This is a genomic window from Caballeronia sp. ATUFL_F1_KS4A (assembly GCF_023630905.1).
In the GTDB taxonomy this organism is placed as follows: domain Bacteria; phylum Pseudomonadota; class Gammaproteobacteria; order Burkholderiales; family Burkholderiaceae; genus Caballeronia; species Caballeronia zhejiangensis.
This window is the reverse complement of the sequence record NZ_JALQEB010000005.1, coordinates 120,124-136,116: the sequence shown is the minus strand read 5'-3', so window position 1 is coordinate 136,116 and position 15,993 is coordinate 120,124. Positions and strand designations below refer to the sequence as shown.

The 15,993-nt window shown below is 62.8% G+C and carries 13 protein-coding genes; 9 read left to right on the top strand and 4 right to left on the bottom strand.

The features are described from left to right. The first annotated feature begins 243 nt into the window (after positions 1-243). The 6 genes from pcaF (at position 244) to NCS03_RS07750 (ending at position 10,526) form a co-directional block, all read left to right on the top strand. Positions 244-1,446 (top strand): 3-oxoadipyl-CoA thiolase, encoded by a 1,203-nt coding sequence (gene pcaF / locus NCS03_RS07775; protein ID WP_250529015.1) that lies wholly within the window; start codon positions 244-246, stop codon positions 1,444-1,446. Between the two features lie 13 nt (positions 1,447-1,459). After that, entirely contained in the window at positions 1,460-2,974 is a 1,515-nt protein-coding gene (locus NCS03_RS07770; protein ID WP_250529014.1) for a 3-hydroxyacyl-CoA dehydrogenase, read from the top strand. 33 nt (positions 2,975-3,007) lie between these two features. Continuing rightward, the gene (gene paaK, locus NCS03_RS07765; protein ID WP_250529013.1) at positions 3,008-4,348 is read left to right on the top strand and encodes a phenylacetate--CoA ligase PaaK; all 1,341 of its coding nucleotides are present in this window, start codon (positions 3,008-3,010) and stop codon (positions 4,346-4,348) included. 254 nt (positions 4,349-4,602) lie between these two features. Then, positions 4,603-7,791, top strand: coding sequence for an efflux RND transporter permease subunit (locus NCS03_RS07760; RefSeq protein ID WP_250529012.1), 3,189 nt, complete (start codon positions 4,603-4,605; stop codon positions 7,789-7,791). A 27-nt stretch (positions 7,792-7,818) separates the two neighbouring features. Next, on the top strand, positions 7,819-9,027 hold the full coding sequence (locus NCS03_RS07755) for an efflux RND transporter periplasmic adaptor subunit (RefSeq protein WP_250529011.1): 1,209 nt from the start codon (positions 7,819-7,821) through the stop codon (positions 9,025-9,027). Next, on the top strand, positions 9,024-10,526 hold the full coding sequence (locus NCS03_RS07750; protein ID WP_250529010.1) for an efflux transporter outer membrane subunit: 1,503 nt from the start codon (positions 9,024-9,026) through the stop codon (positions 10,524-10,526). The genes NCS03_RS07755 and NCS03_RS07750 overlap by 4 nt, the downstream gene beginning before the upstream one ends. An 81-nt stretch (positions 10,527-10,607) precedes the next feature. On the opposite strand, the gene NCS03_RS07745 is transcribed toward NCS03_RS07750, so the two are convergent. Together NCS03_RS07745 and NCS03_RS07740 are read right to left on the bottom strand one after the other, a co-directional pair. After that, positions 10,608-11,231: a hypothetical protein gene (locus NCS03_RS07745; RefSeq protein WP_175983149.1), complete on the bottom strand. Its 624-nt coding sequence runs from the start codon at positions 11,229-11,231 to the stop codon at positions 10,608-10,610. A 20-nt stretch (positions 11,232-11,251) separates the two neighbouring features. Next, a complete protein-coding gene (locus NCS03_RS07740; protein WP_034474191.1) occupies positions 11,252-12,646 on the bottom strand; it encodes a selenium-binding family protein in 1,395 nt (464 codons plus the stop codon). Positions 12,647-12,833: 187 nt separating this feature from the next. Between NCS03_RS07740 and NCS03_RS07735 the strand changes: the two genes are divergently transcribed. After that, positions 12,834-12,989: a hypothetical protein gene (locus NCS03_RS07735; RefSeq protein WP_167354197.1), complete on the top strand. Its 156-nt coding sequence runs from the start codon at positions 12,834-12,836 to the stop codon at positions 12,987-12,989. A gap of 109 nt (positions 12,990-13,098) precedes the next feature. On the opposite strand, the gene NCS03_RS07730 is transcribed toward NCS03_RS07735, so the two are convergent. Together NCS03_RS07730 and NCS03_RS07725 are read right to left on the bottom strand one after the other, a co-directional pair. Then, complete coding sequence (locus tag NCS03_RS07730) at positions 13,099-13,419, bottom strand: hypothetical protein (protein WP_008349571.1); 321 nt, start codon at positions 13,417-13,419, stop codon at positions 13,099-13,101. Positions 13,420-13,505: 86 nt separating this feature from the next. Next, positions 13,506-13,976 (bottom strand): Lrp/AsnC family transcriptional regulator, encoded by a 471-nt coding sequence (locus tag NCS03_RS07725; RefSeq protein ID WP_250529009.1) that lies wholly within the window; start codon positions 13,974-13,976, stop codon positions 13,506-13,508. 112 nt (positions 13,977-14,088) lie between these two features. On the opposite strand from NCS03_RS07725, the gene NCS03_RS07720 reads away from it, so the two are divergent. Further along, on the top strand, positions 14,089-15,027 hold the full coding sequence (locus tag NCS03_RS07720; RefSeq protein ID WP_250529008.1) for a DMT family transporter: 939 nt from the start codon (positions 14,089-14,091) through the stop codon (positions 15,025-15,027). Positions 15,028-15,080: 53 nt separating this feature from the next. After that, entirely contained in the window at positions 15,081-15,992 is a 912-nt protein-coding gene (locus NCS03_RS07715; RefSeq protein WP_033537178.1) for a recombination-associated protein RdgC, read from the top strand. Position 15,993: the final 1 nt, after the last annotated feature.

The following is a 15,993-nucleotide window of genomic DNA, read 5'->3' as shown; positions in this document are numbered from 1 at the left end:
CTCGAACAACACGAGATCGATGAGGGTTTCGTGCTGACCTGCCAGTGCCATCCGGTGAGCGAGCGCGTGGTTGTGAGCTTCGACGAGCGGTAAGCGACGTCCCGATTCATTAGAAAGTCGCGCATCGCAACGATGCGCGTGAAGCCGAAGCGATTCCAAATCTATTCAAGCGCCGAAGTCGTTAGCAATGCAACTATTGCGCGGCTTCGCTGCGATCGATCATTCTCCACATCGAGACTTGTCATGACTGAAGCCTTCATTTGCGACGCGATTCGTACTCCATTCGGCCGCTACGGCGGCGTTTTCAAGGACGTCCGCGCCGACGATCTCGGCGCCGTGCCCATCACCGCGCTCATGAAGCGCAACGCGTCGGTGGACTGGACGCAGATCGACGATGTGATCTACGGCTGCGCGAATCAGGCTGGCGAAGATAACCGCAACGTCGCGCGCATGTCGAGCTTGCTCGCGGGTTTGCCTATCGACGTGCCGGGCTCGACGATCAACCGTCTGTGCGGCTCGGGCATGGACGCGGTCGGCAGTGCCGCGCGCGCGATCAAGGCCGGCGACGGTTCGCTGTATCTTGCGGGTGGCGTCGAGAGCATGACGCGTGCGCCTTTCGTGATGGGTAAAGCATCGAGCGCATTCTCGCGTTCGGCTGATATCTTCGATACGACCATCGGCTGGCGTTTCATCAATCGCGCGATGCGTGTGCGATATGGCGTCGACTCGATGCCGGAGACCGCGGAGAACGTCGCGGTCGATTTCAACATTTCGCGCGATGCGCAAGATCGCTTCGCGCTGCGCAGCCAGCAGCGTGCGGCACGCGCACAGGCCGATGGCACGCTCGCACAGGAAATCGTCGCGGTGAATGTGCCGCAAAAGAAGGGCGAAGCGATCGCGATCGATCGCGACGAGCATCCGCGCGAGACCTCGCTCGAATCGCTCGCGAAGCTGAAGGGCGTCGTGCGTCCCGACGGCAGCGTGACCGCGGGCAACGCATCGGGCGTGAACGATGGCGCATGCGCGCTCATCATCGCGAACGAGGATGCTGCGAGGCGTCATGGACTCACGCCGCGAGCGCGCATCATCGGCATGGCGACGGCGGGTGTCGAGCCGCGCATCATGGGCATCGGTCCCGCGCCCGCGACGAAGAAGCTGCTTGCACGTACAGGCCTCACGCTCGATCAGTTCGACGTCATCGAACTCAACGAGGCCTTCGCATCGCAAGGCATCGCGGTGCTTCGTCAACTGGGCCTTGCCGAGGACGATCCGCGCGTGAATCCGAATGGCGGCGCCATCGCGCTCGGTCATCCGCTCGGCGCATCGGGTGCGCGCCTCGTCACCACCGCAATGTACGAACTCGAGCGCCGCAACGGGCGCCATGCGCTATGCACGATGTGCATCGGCGTGGGTCAGGGCATCGCGATCGCAATCGAGCGCATCTGAGGGACCTGGGGACATGACACAGGCCATTCAGACATCGGCGATCGTCGGCGTGATCGGCGCCGGCGCGATGGGCGCAGGCATTGCCCAGGTCGCAGCGCTCGCGGGGCACACCGTGCTGCTTTACGATCTCGATGCGAAAGCGCTCGACAAGGCGCGCAATGCAATCGCGGCGAACGTGCAGCGCCTGATCGACAAGAAGAACCTCGAAGAGTCCGCAGGACAGCAAGCAATCGATCGCGTGCGCGTCGTTACGAGTCTCGCTGACTTGCGCACGGCATCGCTTGTCATCGAAGCCATTGCGGAACGTCTCGAGCTCAAGCGCGCGCTGTTCATCGAGCTCGAAAGCATCGTGACGCACGAGTGCATGCTCGCGACGAACACGTCATCCATTTCGATCACCGCGATCGCGGCGCCCTTGAAGCATCCGTCGCGCGTGGTCGGGATGCACTTCTTCAATCCGGCACCGCTCATGGCCCTCGTCGAAGTCGTGCACGGACTCGCAACATCCGATGCGGTCGCACAAACCGTGTATGCCACAGCCGCGGCATGGGGCAAGACGCCGGTACATGCAAAATCGACGCCGGGATTCATCGTCAATCGCGTGGCTCGGCCGTTCTATGCGGAAGGCTTGCGCGTGCTCAACGAGCAGGGCGCTGACGCCGCTTCCATCGATGCCGTCATGCGCGATTCGGGCGGCTTCAGAATGGGTCCATTCGAGTTGATGGACTTGATCGGCCACGACGTGAATTTCGCCGTGACGCAATCGGTGTTCAACGCGTACTTCAACGATCCGCGCTTCACGCCTTCGCTGATTCAGCAGGAATTGGTGAACGCGGGCTTTCTTGGTCGCAAGACCGGCCGTGGCTTTTATGACTATGGCGCTGATGCCGCGAAGCCTGTCGCGCGCATCGAAACGAATGCTCATACGCCTTCGAAGATCGTGCTCGGAGAAAGCGTGCCTTTATACGAACGCCTGCAAGCGCGCATCGCGCCGGCGAGCGTCGCTAGAAACGACATGCCCGGGCTGATCGCACAAATCGATGATGCGTATCTTTTCCTTACCGATGGACGCTCGGCGACGGAACGCGCGCATGCGCTCGGCATCGACAACATCGTGCTGGTCGATCTCGCGCTCGACTATGCGAACGCGCAAAGCGTGGCGCTCACGCACGCGCGTCAATGCTCCGGCGAAGCCTACGCTGCGGCAGCCGGCGCATTGGCGCAAGCCGGTTATGCAGTCGTGCCATTGAACGATGTCGCCGGCATGACCGTGATGCGAACCGTCGCGATGCTCGTCAACGAAGCGGCCGACGCCGTGAATCAAGGCGTTTGCACGAGCGCCGATCTCGACCTCGCGATGGAGAAGGGCGTGAACTATCCGCTCGGACCGCTCGCGTGGGGCGAACGCATCGGCATCGGCCGCGTTCACGACGTGCTGCTTCATCTCGCTGCGCATTACGGCGAAGACCGTTATCGCGCATCGCCGCTCATCGCGGCATTGCGTTATTCGGGCCAGCGCTTTCACTGAAGCGAAGACGCATCATTCATTCATCGAGCATTCATGCAGGAGACAACCGTGGTTCAATCCATTGCACAGCAAAGCGAACTGGAACCGATCGAGCGCGCGAGCCGGGACGAGCTTCAGGCACTGCAACTCGAACGCCTGAAGTGGACGTTGCGTCACGCCTATGAAAACGTCGCACACTATCGCCGTGCTTTCGACGCTGCGGGCGTGCATCCAGACGACCTGCGCGAGCTATCCGATCTCGCGCGTTTCCCGACCACGACGAAAACCGACCTACGCGACAACTATCCCTTCGGGCTCTTCGCCGTGCCGCGCGATCAGGTCGTGCGCGTGCATGCATCGAGTGGCACGACGGGCAAGCCGACGGTGGTCGGCTATACCGCGAAAGACATCGACACGTGGGCCAACGTCACGGCGCGTTCAATCAGAGCTGCTGGTGGGCGCAGAGGCGACACGCTGCACAATGCGTTCGGCTATGGTCTCTTCACCGGCGGTCTCGGCATTCACTACGGCGCCGAACGTCTGGGCTGCATGGTGGTGCCGATGTCAGGCGGTCAGACCGAAAAGCAGGTTCAACTGATCCGCGATTTCGCGCCGAAGATCATTCTCGTCACGCCGTCGTACATGCTGAATCTGCTCGATGAAATGACACGGCAGGGCATGGACCCGGCGAACACGTCGCTCAAGATCGGCATCTTCGGCGCCGAGCCATGGAGCCAGGGATTGCGCAGCGAGATCGAAACGCGTGCGGGCATACAGGCACTCGACATCTACGGCCTCTCGGAAATCATGGGTCCGGGCGTTGCGTGTGAATGCATCGAGACGAAGGATGGCCCGACGATCTGGGAAGATCATTTCTATCCCGAGATTATCGATTCCGTGACGGGCGAAGTGCTTCCGGAAGGCAGCACGGGCGAACTGGTCTTCACTTCGCTCACGAAGGAAGCGATGCCGATGATCCGTTACCGCACGCGCGATCTCACTTCGTTGCTGCCGCCGAGCGCGCGCTCGATGCGTCGCCTCGCGAAGATCACGGGCCGCTCGGATGACATGCTCATCATTCGCGGCGTCAATGTGTTCCCGAGCCAGATCGAAGAGTTGATCCTTGCGATTCCGCGCCTGAGCGGCCAGTATCAGTTGTGCGTGTCGCGCGACGGCCACATGGATTCGCTGTCCGTCTCAGTCGAAGCACGCCCGGAAGTCTGCGCAACGCTGAACGAGAGCGACCGCGCCGGTCTCTCGCGCGAACTTCAGCATCGCGTCAAGACGATGGTCGGCGTATCGACGCAAGTGCGCGTGCTCGATTCCGGCGAACTGCCGACGACGGCAACCGGCAAGGCCAAGCGCGTACTCGATCTTCGTCCCGTAGCGGCATAACTTTCCGCATCGCCAAGCGCCTCGCGCTCTGCGAGGCGCAATTCATTTCCAACAATTGGAACGCGCGTTCCGTTTTCGGTGCGGCCCCGCATTCTTCTGCAGAAATCATTCCGCAAAAACCCTCGCAACCGTTTGCGAAAATTGTTTTGTAAGCTTCAGTTGTGTCATCGTATCGAGTGCATTTGCGTCTGCGGGCGCAGTGTCGTCGCATAGCATTCGAATAACGAACAACGAACGGGGCAGGCGAAACCTAGATGTGGATTGTCAGACTCGCGCTGAAGCGCCCGTACACATTCATCGTCCTGTCGTTGCTCTTGCTGATCATCGGTCCGCTCGTCATCGTGCGGACGCCGACCGATATCTTTCCGAATATCGATATTCCCGTTGTCAGCGTCATCTGGTCTTATACGGGCCTGCCGCCCGATCAAATGGAGCGCCGCATCACGCTCAATTACGAGCGCGGGTTGTCGGTGGCGGTCAACGACATCGAGCACATCGAGTCGGAATCGCTGCCGGGCATTGCGGTCATTCGCATCTACTTTCAGCCTAATGCGAATGTCGATGAAGCTATCGCCGAGATTACCGCGCTCTCGCAAACGCAATTGCGCTCGCTGCCGCCCGGCATCACGCCGCCGAATATCTTGCGCTTCAATGCATCGACGGTGCCGATTCTGCGGCTCGCGTTGTCGTCGTCGGAACTCAGCGAACAGCAGCTCTACGACTTCGGCAATAGCTTTCTGAAGACGCAGCTCGCGACCGTGCAAGGCGCTTCGGTGCCATTGCCTTATGGCGGCAAGCAGCGGCAGATCATGGTCGATATCGATTCGCGCAAGCTGCAGGCGAAGAACCTCGCGCCGACCGACGTGGTCAATGCAATCAGCGCGCAGAATCTGATTCTGCCGACGGGCACGACGAAGATCGGCGCAACGGAATACTCGGTCGGCCTGAACGCGAGTCCGGGCTCGATCGAAGGACTCAACGACATACCGATCCGCACCGGTCCTGGCGGCACGATCTATATCAAGGACGTCGCGCATGTGCGCGACGGCTTCCAGCCGCAAACCAATATCGTGCGGGTGGACGGCACCCGCGCTTCCTTACTCACGATCAACAAGAGCGGCAATGCATCGACGCTCGATATCGTCGCGCGCGTGAAGAACCTGTTGCCGACCTTGCGCGGCATGGTGCCCGAGTCGCTGAAGATCGAGCCCGTTGCGGATCAATCGCTCTTCGTGCGCGCGTCGGTGTCGGGCGTGCTGCGTGAAGCGGTGATCGCAGCGGGCCTGACTGCGCTGATGGTGCTGCTGTTTCTGGGAAGCTGGCGTGCGACGCTCATCATCGCGATCTCGATACCGCTTTCGATGCTGACGTCGATCGTCGCGCTCTCCGCGATCGGGCAGACGATCAACATCATGACGCTCGGCGGCCTCGCGCTCGCGGTCGGTATCCTCGTCGACGACGCGACAGTTGCAATCGAAAACATCAGCCAGAATCTGGAGCAGGGCAAGGAACTGGAGCATGCGATTCTCGATGGCGCGCAGCAGATCGCCGTGCCGACGCTCGTGTCGACGCTCTCTATCTGCATCGTGTTCATTCCGATGTTCCTGCTGACGGGCGTCGCGCATTACCTGTTCGTGCCGATGGCCGAAGCCGTCGTGTTCGCGATGCTCGCGTCGTACTTCTTCTCGCGCACGCTGATCCCGACGCTTGCGAAGTATCTGTTGCGTCATCACGAGCACATGGGCGGCGATGTCGAATCGATGAAAGGCTCGCGCAATCCGTTCGTGCGGATTCATCTCGCATTCGAGCGTCATTTCGAGTCCGTGCGCCATCGCTATCGACGCTTTCTCGAAGCGCAGCTCGCGCAACCGGGCCGCTTCGCTTCGTTGTTTTTGCTGTGCTGCCTGCTGTCGCTCGGGCTTGCGCCGTTCCTCGGGCGCGACTTCTTTCCGTCGATCGATTCAGGCGTGATCGCGCTGCATATGCGCGCGAAGACGGGCACGCGCATCGAGGAAACCGCGGCGCTGACGGATCGCGTCGATGCACGCATCAGGCAACTGATTCCGCGCGGCGAGATTCGCTCGATCATCGACAACATGGGCTTGCCGGTATCGGGTATCAATCTCTCGTACAACAACACGGGCACGGTCAGTTCCGCCGATGCCGACGTGCTCATCAGCCTCAACGAAGATCACGCGCCGACAGAAGGCTATATCCACGAGTTGCGAAAGCGCCTGCCGCAGGAGTTTCCCGGCGTGACGTTTTCATTCCTGCCCGCCGATATCGTGAGTCAGATTCTCAACTTCGGCGTGCCCGCGCCGATCGATATAGCGATCACCGGACGCGATGTGCGCGGCAATCGCGCGCTGGCGAATCGCATGCTGGAAAAGATTCGCCGCGTGCCGGGTCTCGTCGATGCGCGCATCCAGCAGCCATCCGATCTGCCTGCGATCAACGTCGAGGTCGATCGCACGAAGGCGTTGCAAGCGGGCTTCACGCAGCGCGATGTCGCGAACAACCTGCTCATCACGCTGTCGGGCAGTCAGCAGACGACGCCCACGTTCTGGCTCAATCCGGTGAATGGCGTGAGCTATAACGTCATCACGACGGCGCCGCAATACGACATGAACTCGCTGCAATCGGTGGCGAACATTCCGGTGACATCGTCGAGCGGCAAGACCAATATTCTCGGCGCGCTCGCAACGCTTTCGCGCAGCGCGCGCGATGCGGTCGTCTATCACTACAACGCGCAGACCACCATCAATCTCTATGCGACCACCGAGCGGCGCGATCTCGGCGCAGTGGCGGACGACGTGCAACGCATCATCGACGAAGCGCGCGGCGAATTGCCCAAAGGCTCGACGATCGAAATGCGCGGCCAGGTCGAGACGATGAACGGATCGTTTTCGGGTCTCGCATTCGGCCTCATTCTCGCGGTCGTGCTGGTGTACTTGCTGATCGTCGTGAACTTCCAGTCGTGGCTCGATCCGTTCATCATCATCACCGCATTGCCGGGCGCGCTCGCGGGCATCGTGTGGATGTTGTTCCTGACGCATACGACGTTGTCGATTCCCGCATTGACCGGCGCGATCATGTGCATAGGCATCGCGACGGCAAACAGCATTCTCGTGGTGAGCTTCGCGCGCGCCGCGCTCGCCGAACATGGCGACGCAGTGCGCTCCGCGCTGGAAGCGGGCTATACGCGTTTCAGGCCGGTGCTGATGACCGCGCTCGCGATGATGATCGGCATGGTGCCGATGGCGATCGGGCTCGGTGAAGGCGGGGAGCAGAATGCGCCGCTCGGGCGGGCGGTGATCGGCGGCCTGATGGTCGGCACCATCGCAACGCTGTTCTTCGTGCCGGTCGTGTTTTCGATCGTCTATCGGCGCATGGAAGCACGCGGCAAGGGACCGGGCGCGGCGGCACGGAAAGCGGCGCGATAAAACAATCGAACAGCAGGCGGAGCAAGAATGGAAGAGCAGTTGTCGCAACGATCGGGCAACAGGCGGCGAGGGCGCTTATGGCTCGTGATCGCGCTCGTGGTCGTGGTCGCGCTCATCGCGCAGGGAATCCTGTCGCGCCGCGCCGCGCACGCGGAACTCGAACGCGATGCGAACGAGCACGGCTTGCAGACGGTCGAGGTCATCAAGCCGACGCGCATGAAGGCCTCGCAGGATCTCGTGCTCGCAGGCGATATCCGCGCGTTCTCCGATGCGCCGATCTTCGCGCGCACCAATGGGTATCTGAAGCGCTGGACCGTCGATATCGGCACGAAGGTGAAGAAGGGCCAGTTGCTCGCGGAGATCGATGCGCCCGAAATCAACGATCAGCTTCGTCAGGCGCGCGCCGATGCGCAAACGGCGCGCGCGAACTATCTGCTTGCGAAGACGACTGCGGAGCGCTGGGCGCAGATGCTGAAGAACAACTCGGTGTCGCGCCAGGAGACCGATGAAAAGAACGGCGACATGCTCGCGAAGGAAGCGGCGCTGAACGCGGCGCAGGCGAACGTGTCGCGGCTCGAACAACTCGTGTCGTTCCAGAAGATCTATGCACCCTTCGATGGCGTCGTCACCGCGCGCAACACCGATGTGGGTCAGTTGATCGACGCCGGCAGCGGCGCCGCCGGCCGCGAGCTCTTCCACATTCAGGATGCGTCGACGTTGCGTGTGTTCGTCGATGTGCCGCAAGCGTATGCGCGGATGATCACGGTTGGTTTGCCCGCGGAGTTGCTGCTCAACGAAGAGCGCAATCGCAAGTTCGACGGCGTCACGGTGCGTACCGCGGGCGCGGTCGATCCCGTCGCGCGCACGATGCGCGTCGAAGTCGATGTGAAGAATCCGGCGGGCGAATTGCTTGCGGGCGCGTATGCGCAAGTGCGCTTTCGTCTCACGAGCGCGAGTCCTTCATACACGCTGCCCGGCAATGCGCTGTTGTTCCGTCCGGATGGCGTGCATGCCGCGAGCGTCGATGCGAACAACCGCGTGAAGCTTCTGCCGATCACGCTCGGCACCGACTACGGCACGCGTGTGTCGATCGTCTCCGGATTGAATGGCGATGAGCGCGTGATCGTCAATCCGCCCGATTCGATCATCGATGGCGCGGCGGTGCGTATCGGCCGCGCGGGTTCGAGCGACGCCGCGAGCGGTGGTGCAGCGAAGCCTGAAGGAAGCGAATCGTGACGGGGCGCGCATCGCTCGAATTAGTTGCATACCTAACTATCGCGGCATTGGGCGGCTGCGCCGTCGGGCCGGATTACGTGCGGCCCGAAACTTCTACGCCTGCTGCGTACAAGTCGCAGATGCCGCTCGATGCGCCTGCGTCGGCATCGCAAGACTGGAAGCCTGCGCAGCCCGCCGATGCGAAGCCGCGCGCGCCGTGGTGGGAAGTCTATGGCGATCCGCAATTGAACGCGCTCGAAGAACGTGTCGCGACAGCGAATCAGACCGTGGCCGCGGCCGCCGCGCGTTTTCGTGGAGCGCGTGCGGCGGCCGCGCAGGCGCGTTCGGCGTACTTTCCGACCATCACGGCGAATGCCGCATTCAATCAGTCGCGGGTATCGTCGAACGTCCTGTACAAATCGAGCGCGGGCGTGACCGTGCCCGACTATCTGATCGACGCACAGATCTCGTGGGAGCCGGATCTCTGGGGCCGCATCTCGCGTGCTGTCGAAGGTGGCCGGGCAGAAGCGCAGGCGAGCGCCGCGGATCTGCACAGCGCGATTCTGTCGATGCAGGCCGAACTCGCGACCGACTACTTCGATTTGCGCGGCATCGTCGAAGAAGAACGGCTGTTGCAGGCGACGCTGCAAGCCTATGAGAAGGCGCTCGCGCTCACACGCGATCGTTTTGCGGGCGGCGTCGCGGCGGAATCGGATGTCGCGCAGGCCGAAGAGCAACTGCGCGCGACGCAGGCGCAATTCATCGATCTGGAGACCACGCGAACGAGCCTCGTCAATGCGATCGCGATTCTCGTCGGCGAGAGTCCGTCGAGTTTTACGCTCGATGTCGCGCCGCTCAACGAAGCGCATTCGCCGCATCCGTCGGCGGCGCTCGCGGTGCTGCCGCCCGGCGTGCCGTCCGCGTTGCTCGAGCGCAGGCCGGATATCGCGGCGGCGGAGCGGCGCGTGGCCGAGGCGAATGCGCGCGTCGGCGTGGCGACGGCGGCGTTCTTTCCGAACCTTCTGCTCGCCGCGACGGGCGGTCTCGAGGCGACGCGCTTCAGCTCATGGCTCGAAGCGCCGAGCCGATTCTGGTCGCTCGGGCCACAGCTCGCATTCACGGTGCTGGACTTCGGCGGTCGCGCGGCGGCTCGCGATGCGGCGCGCGCTGACTACGACGAGAAGGTCGCCGATTATCGGCAAACCGTGCTGACCGCGTTCGGGCAAGTGGAAGACAACCTGAATGCGCTGGAAGTGCTGCGCCGCGAAAGCGAAGCACAACGCGATGCCGTCGATGCCGCCCAGCGCGCGCTCGGCAAGGTCAGCAATCGCTACGAGAACGGCGCGATCACGTATCTGAGCGTGGTGGTGACGCAGGCAATCGTGCTGTCGGATCAACGCACGGCGGTGCGTATCGAGCGGCGCCGCATGGCGGCGAGCGTCGCTCTCGTGAAGGCGCTGGGCGGAGGGTGGACCACCGCCGAATTGCCGAGTCCGGAGGAAGTGTCGCGCCGCGATTGAATTCTGTGCTATGCGCGATGCATGCAAAATGCCATCGCGCATAACGTATGCAAAATGCAATTCGGCGCGCAGCACTCCGCGTCAGACGAACAGAAATAAGCCGCACGCGATCAATGCCGCGCTCCAGATCCAGTCGACGTTGATCCATCCGCTGCGTAGAAAGCCGAGTCCGCCGCGTTCCTGAAGGGACATCGCGAACATGGAGATCGTCGCGATGACGGCGAGCATCGCGCCGGTATGCACGGTCAACGCGAGTGCGCTGGCTTCGAAAGCCGTCTTTGGCATCGCGCCCGTGCACAACGGCAAGAGCGCCGGCACCAGCATCAAACCTGCGCCGTGCGCGCTCGACATCATGAAGGACCATAACGCGAGACCGGCCAGCCCGGTACGCATGCCGACGGTCGGGCGTCCGCGATGCCCGCGCCACGCGCTCCACACGCCCCAGCCGATCAGCAGCGCCCCGCAGCCGCGTGCGAGCAGGTCATGGCCGACCGCCGCGCCGAGCGTGAGCGCGCCCGCGAGCACGAGCGCGACCGACGCCGCGTGGCCGAGCGCGATCGGCACGAGCGATACGAGCGCGACGCGGCGGCTTCGCGCATACAGGCCGAGCGCGACGGCGAAGAGCCATCCCATCGCGGGATTGAGACCGTGAAACGCGCCCAGGCCCGCGGCGGTGAGGAGGAGCGCGGGCGATGCGGCGTCCATGCGAAGTGTCTCGCGGCGGATCAGGGATAGCAGTACGAATCCGACGAGCAATCGCCCCCTTGCAGCCGGATCTGATGCGGCCGATGTCCCTTGGGCCAGTCGATGAAAAACTTGTCGTCGACGGCGAGGCCGCCGTTGGGATCGGCATCGAGCTTCACCATCCAGCCGTCGATGCCTTCGGGATAGAACTGCGCATCGACCGCGCCGTACAGCGAATTCGTGAAGTAGACGCGGCGGCCGTCGCGGCTCACTTCGACCATCTGCGGGCCGCCATTCAGCGCGCCGTTCTTCGCGCCCGGATGCGTCGCGCGCGCGACCACGCCGCCGATACGCACCTTGCCCGTCAGTTTCGGCGCGAAGGGATCGGAGACGTCGTATTGCAGCATGTCGCCGGTGCCCCAGCACGACACGTACAGAAAGCGGTCGTCCATCGACAGATCGATATCGGAGACGAGCGGCGGCACCGCATTGAAGCCCTTCAATAACGGCGGCAGCTTGTCGGCATCGGCGGGTTCGGCGGGAATGTCGATGATCTTTTTCACCGCCCACTTGTCCTTGTCGCGATACCAGGTCCAGATCGACGACGACAGATCCTTCAGACTGATCACGCAGTTCACGAAACCATATGCCTTGGTCGGATCGTGCGCGGGACGCAGTTCGAAGACGAGCTGATATTCGTCGCCGAAATCGATCTCCTGAATGTGCTTGCGCTTCGTGAAGTCCCAGAAATGCAGCTTGCGCCCGTACTTCGCGCCGAGCAGCAGATCGGGCACGAGGCCTTCCTCGAAGGTGTCGGGCGTGCCCCATTCGCTCGTGACCATCGTGTCGTAGCCGAGATGCCACCAGCCGTCGTACGCGAGCTGTTGCGGTCCGCGATCGACTTCCCATCGGCCGAGCGGATCGAAGCTCTGCTGATCGAGCATCAGCACGCCGCCGGGCGCCTTGCCTTCGGCGTTGCCGAGCGCGGTGATATAGATGCCACCCGGCCCGCAATGCACGGTATGCGGCCGCGTATAGCCGGTCTTTTCCGCGAGTTCCGCGGGCTCGATCGTCTTCACGATCACCGGCTTCTTCGGATCGGGCTTCGTGTCGATGATATGCACGCGCGACGAACGCAGCCCCGGCACGACGAGATAGCGCCGCTCCATGTGCGGATGCGGCGCATTCGGGCACAGGCACGACGAGCATGCGTTCCAACCGAAGTGATGCAACTCGTCGCCGACATCGGGCATCGCGATTTCGCCGACGATCTTCGTATAGTCCGGCGAATCCGGATCGACATCGACGACGGCGATCTTGTCCGGCGACTTGCGCTCGGGATCGAACGTCGCGACATAAGCCAGCGTTTCGCGCGGCGCTTTCGCTGCGAGCCGCGGGGAAGGATAGAAGCTCGGATCGGGTTTCCACGTCGCCATCTGCGTCTCCCGGTTGATTTCGTGGATCTTCAAACCAAACGTGCTAAAGCACTATAGGACATGGGAACACGTCATGCTTTCGATGACTTAGCTGCTTTCATGCGAAGCATGTGCGCGCGGGGCGTGATTCGTCGCGCGAAACAGCGCCTAAAATACAGGCATCGCCTGTCGAAGAAAGGAGGTAGCGATGGCCGAGCCAATGATCAGCCTGATGGCGGGACTCGTCCTGGTGCTATGCGTCGCGGTGGTAATCGTGATGCATCACCGGCATCCGCATATCCATACTCCGAAAGCGCGTTGGCTGGATACGCATCCGCCGCGCGACTGGCGGCACAGGCATTGAACGTGCAGTGAGATGCGAAGTGTGAAGCGCGAAGTGTGAAGCGCGAAGTGGAGGGATGAAGCGCCGGCATCGACCGGCGCTTTCTTTTTTGCGCGGCGCGAGAAACGCCTTAGCGTCGTGGCCCTTTCATCGCTTCGGCCTCCATCGCGGCGTGCCATTCCTCGCTGTTCTCGATCGGGTCCATGCCTTCGTCGATGAACGCGGACGCGCGCTCTGCCGCCGAACGCGTTTCCTCGTCGGTTTCGTCGTCGGCGGGGCCGTCTTCGTCGCCTGGCGGCTCCAGCATGTCCTGCAGCATCGCCTCGAGTTCCGGCGTGTCCCACGGCTCGTCGCGCTGCTTTTTCTTCTTGATGTAATGCCGCACTTCGGCATCTTGCTCGGGTGTCAGCGGAAGTCCGCGGAAGGTGCGGTTGGCGTCGAAGTCACTCATGTTCGCTCCTCGCGCGCATAGCTGTGATGCGGTTTCAGGCGACTCAAGTGTAACCCCGTTCTTCTGCAGGTAAAAACGCGCAGCGATCAGCCGAGCGGCGGCAGGCGTCTTGCGATCGGCGTTGCCTTGATGATGGCCGTGCTCGTCGCGGCGCGCTCGGTGACGCGCGAAAGGATGTCGTCGAGATGCTCGATCGAGCGCAGATAGAGGCGGCATACGAAGCAATCGTCGCCCGTCACCTTGTCGCATTCGACGAACTCGGGAATGCGCCTTATCGCTTCTTCGACGAGATGCAATTGCCCCGGCAGCGGCTGCACGCGCACGATCGCCTGCAGCGTGTAGCCGAGCGCGCGCGGATCGATATCGACGGTGAAGCCGCGAATCACGCCTTGCGTCTCGAGCCGCCGCATGCGCTCGGCGGTGCTCGGCGCCGACAGGCCGACGCGCTTCGCAAGCTCGCTCACGGCGATGCGTCCATCGCTCGCAAGCACGGCGATGAGTTCGCGATCGATTGCGTCGATGCCCGCTTGCGGCGGGTTGCTCAGGTGTTTTCCCATGATGGCCTTCGATTCAAAGGTCGAAAGATGCGTGAGCCTAATTTTAGGCATGGTTTCGAGCGATGCGCATCGATAGACTTGAAGCCATCGAAACTTGCATGACGGGCGCGAAATGAATAGCGAAAGAATCGATGCGCGGCTTGGCGGCGCATCGCGTGCGAATGAACTGCGTCGCGGCGCGATCGAGATGTCGCTCGCGATGCTGATGTCGGGCACGATCGGCTGGCTCGTGGTGTCGTCGGGGCAAACGCCCTGGAACGTGGTGTTCTTCCGCTGCGTGTTCGGAGGCGCGACGCTCATCGCCGCGTGCGCGGCGCTCGGCTTCTTGAAGAGGCGCTATTTCTCGTGGCGCATGATCGGCCTCGTCGCGCTCGGCAGCGTGGCGATCGTCGGCAACTGGCTGTTGCTTTTCGCCGCGTATTCGCGCGCGTCGATCTCGATGGCGACGACCGTCTACAACACGCAGCCCTTCATGCTGGTCGCGTTGGGCGCGCTCGTGTTGCACGAGCGCGTGTCGGTATCGACGATCGCATGGCTCGGCGTCGCGTTCATCGGCCTCGTGATGGTGGTGCGGGTCGAGCCGTCCGTGCTCGCGATGCCGGGGCAGTATCTCGAAGGCATTGCGTATGCGCTCGGCGCGGCTTTTCTGTACGCGATATCGTCGATCGTCACGAAGCGCCTCGCGGGCACGCCGCCGCATCTGATCGCGATGCTGCATGTGTTGTTCGGCATCGCGATGCTCGCGCCGTTCGCGCGCTTCGATGCGATGCCCGCGACGATCGGCGGCTGGACCGATCTCGTCGTGCTCGGCGTCGTCAACACGGGACTGATGTACGTGTTGCTGTACGGCGCGATCCAGAAGCTGCCGACCGCGACGACGGGCGCGCTGTCGTTCATCTATCCGGTGGTGGCGATCGTCGTCGACTGGCTCGCGTTCGGGCAACGGCTCGCGTGGCTGCAAGTGGCCGGCGCGGCGCTGATCCTGCTCGCCGCGGCGGGCGTGAATCTGCAATGGCGGATCGTGCCGCAAAAATGGCGCGCGAACGACTGACGCGCACTCGTATAGAATGGCGCCCCTTTCCGACTACATCGAAATCCCGCGCCATGTGGTTCAAGAATCTTCAGCTTCACCGTCTTCCCGCACACTGGTCCGTCACGCCGCAGCAGATGCAGCAATGGCTCGCGCCGCTCGCGTTCACCGCGGCGTCGAGCATCGAGAACGAGCGGCGCGGCTGGGTCTCGCCGCGCGGCGACGATGATCTCGTCTACACGGCGAACCGTCAGATGCTCATCGTCTATCGCGCGGAAAAGAAGCTGCTGCCCGCATCCGTCGTCACGCAGTTCGTGAAGGAACGCGCCGCCGAGCTCGAAGAGCAGCAGGGCTTCAAACCCGGCCGCAAGCAGATGAAAGAGCTCAAGGAACAGATCACCGACGAACTCCTGCCGCGCGCCTTCAGCATCCGCCGCGATACGCGCGTGTGGATCGATCCGGTGAACGGCTGGCTCGCGATCGATTCGTCGTCGGCGACGCTGTGCGACGACATCATCGGCTTGCTGGTGAAGTCCGTCACCGATCTGCCGCTCGCGAGCGTCCGCACGGCGCGCTCGCCCGTTTCGGCGATGACCGAATGGCTGCTTTCCGGCGACGCGCCCGCGGGCTTCACGCTCGATCGCGATACGGAACTGCGCTCGACCGGCGAAGGCAACGCGACCGTCCGCTACGTCGGTCACGCGCTCGAAACGGAAGACATGCGCCGCCATATCGAAGCGGGCAAGCAGTGCATGCGTCTTGCGATGACGTGGGACGACCGCGTGTCGTACGTGCTGACGCCATCGCTCACATTGAAGCGCGTGAGCGCGCTCGACGTCATCAAGGAAGCCGCCGATCCGACCGCGTCGAACGACGACGAGCGCTTCGAATCCGACTTCATCCTGATGACAGGCGAACTCGCGCGCATGCTGTCGGCGCTGACCGAGGCGCTGGGCGGCGAAGAAGACCTGCGCGCCGCCGCGTAGG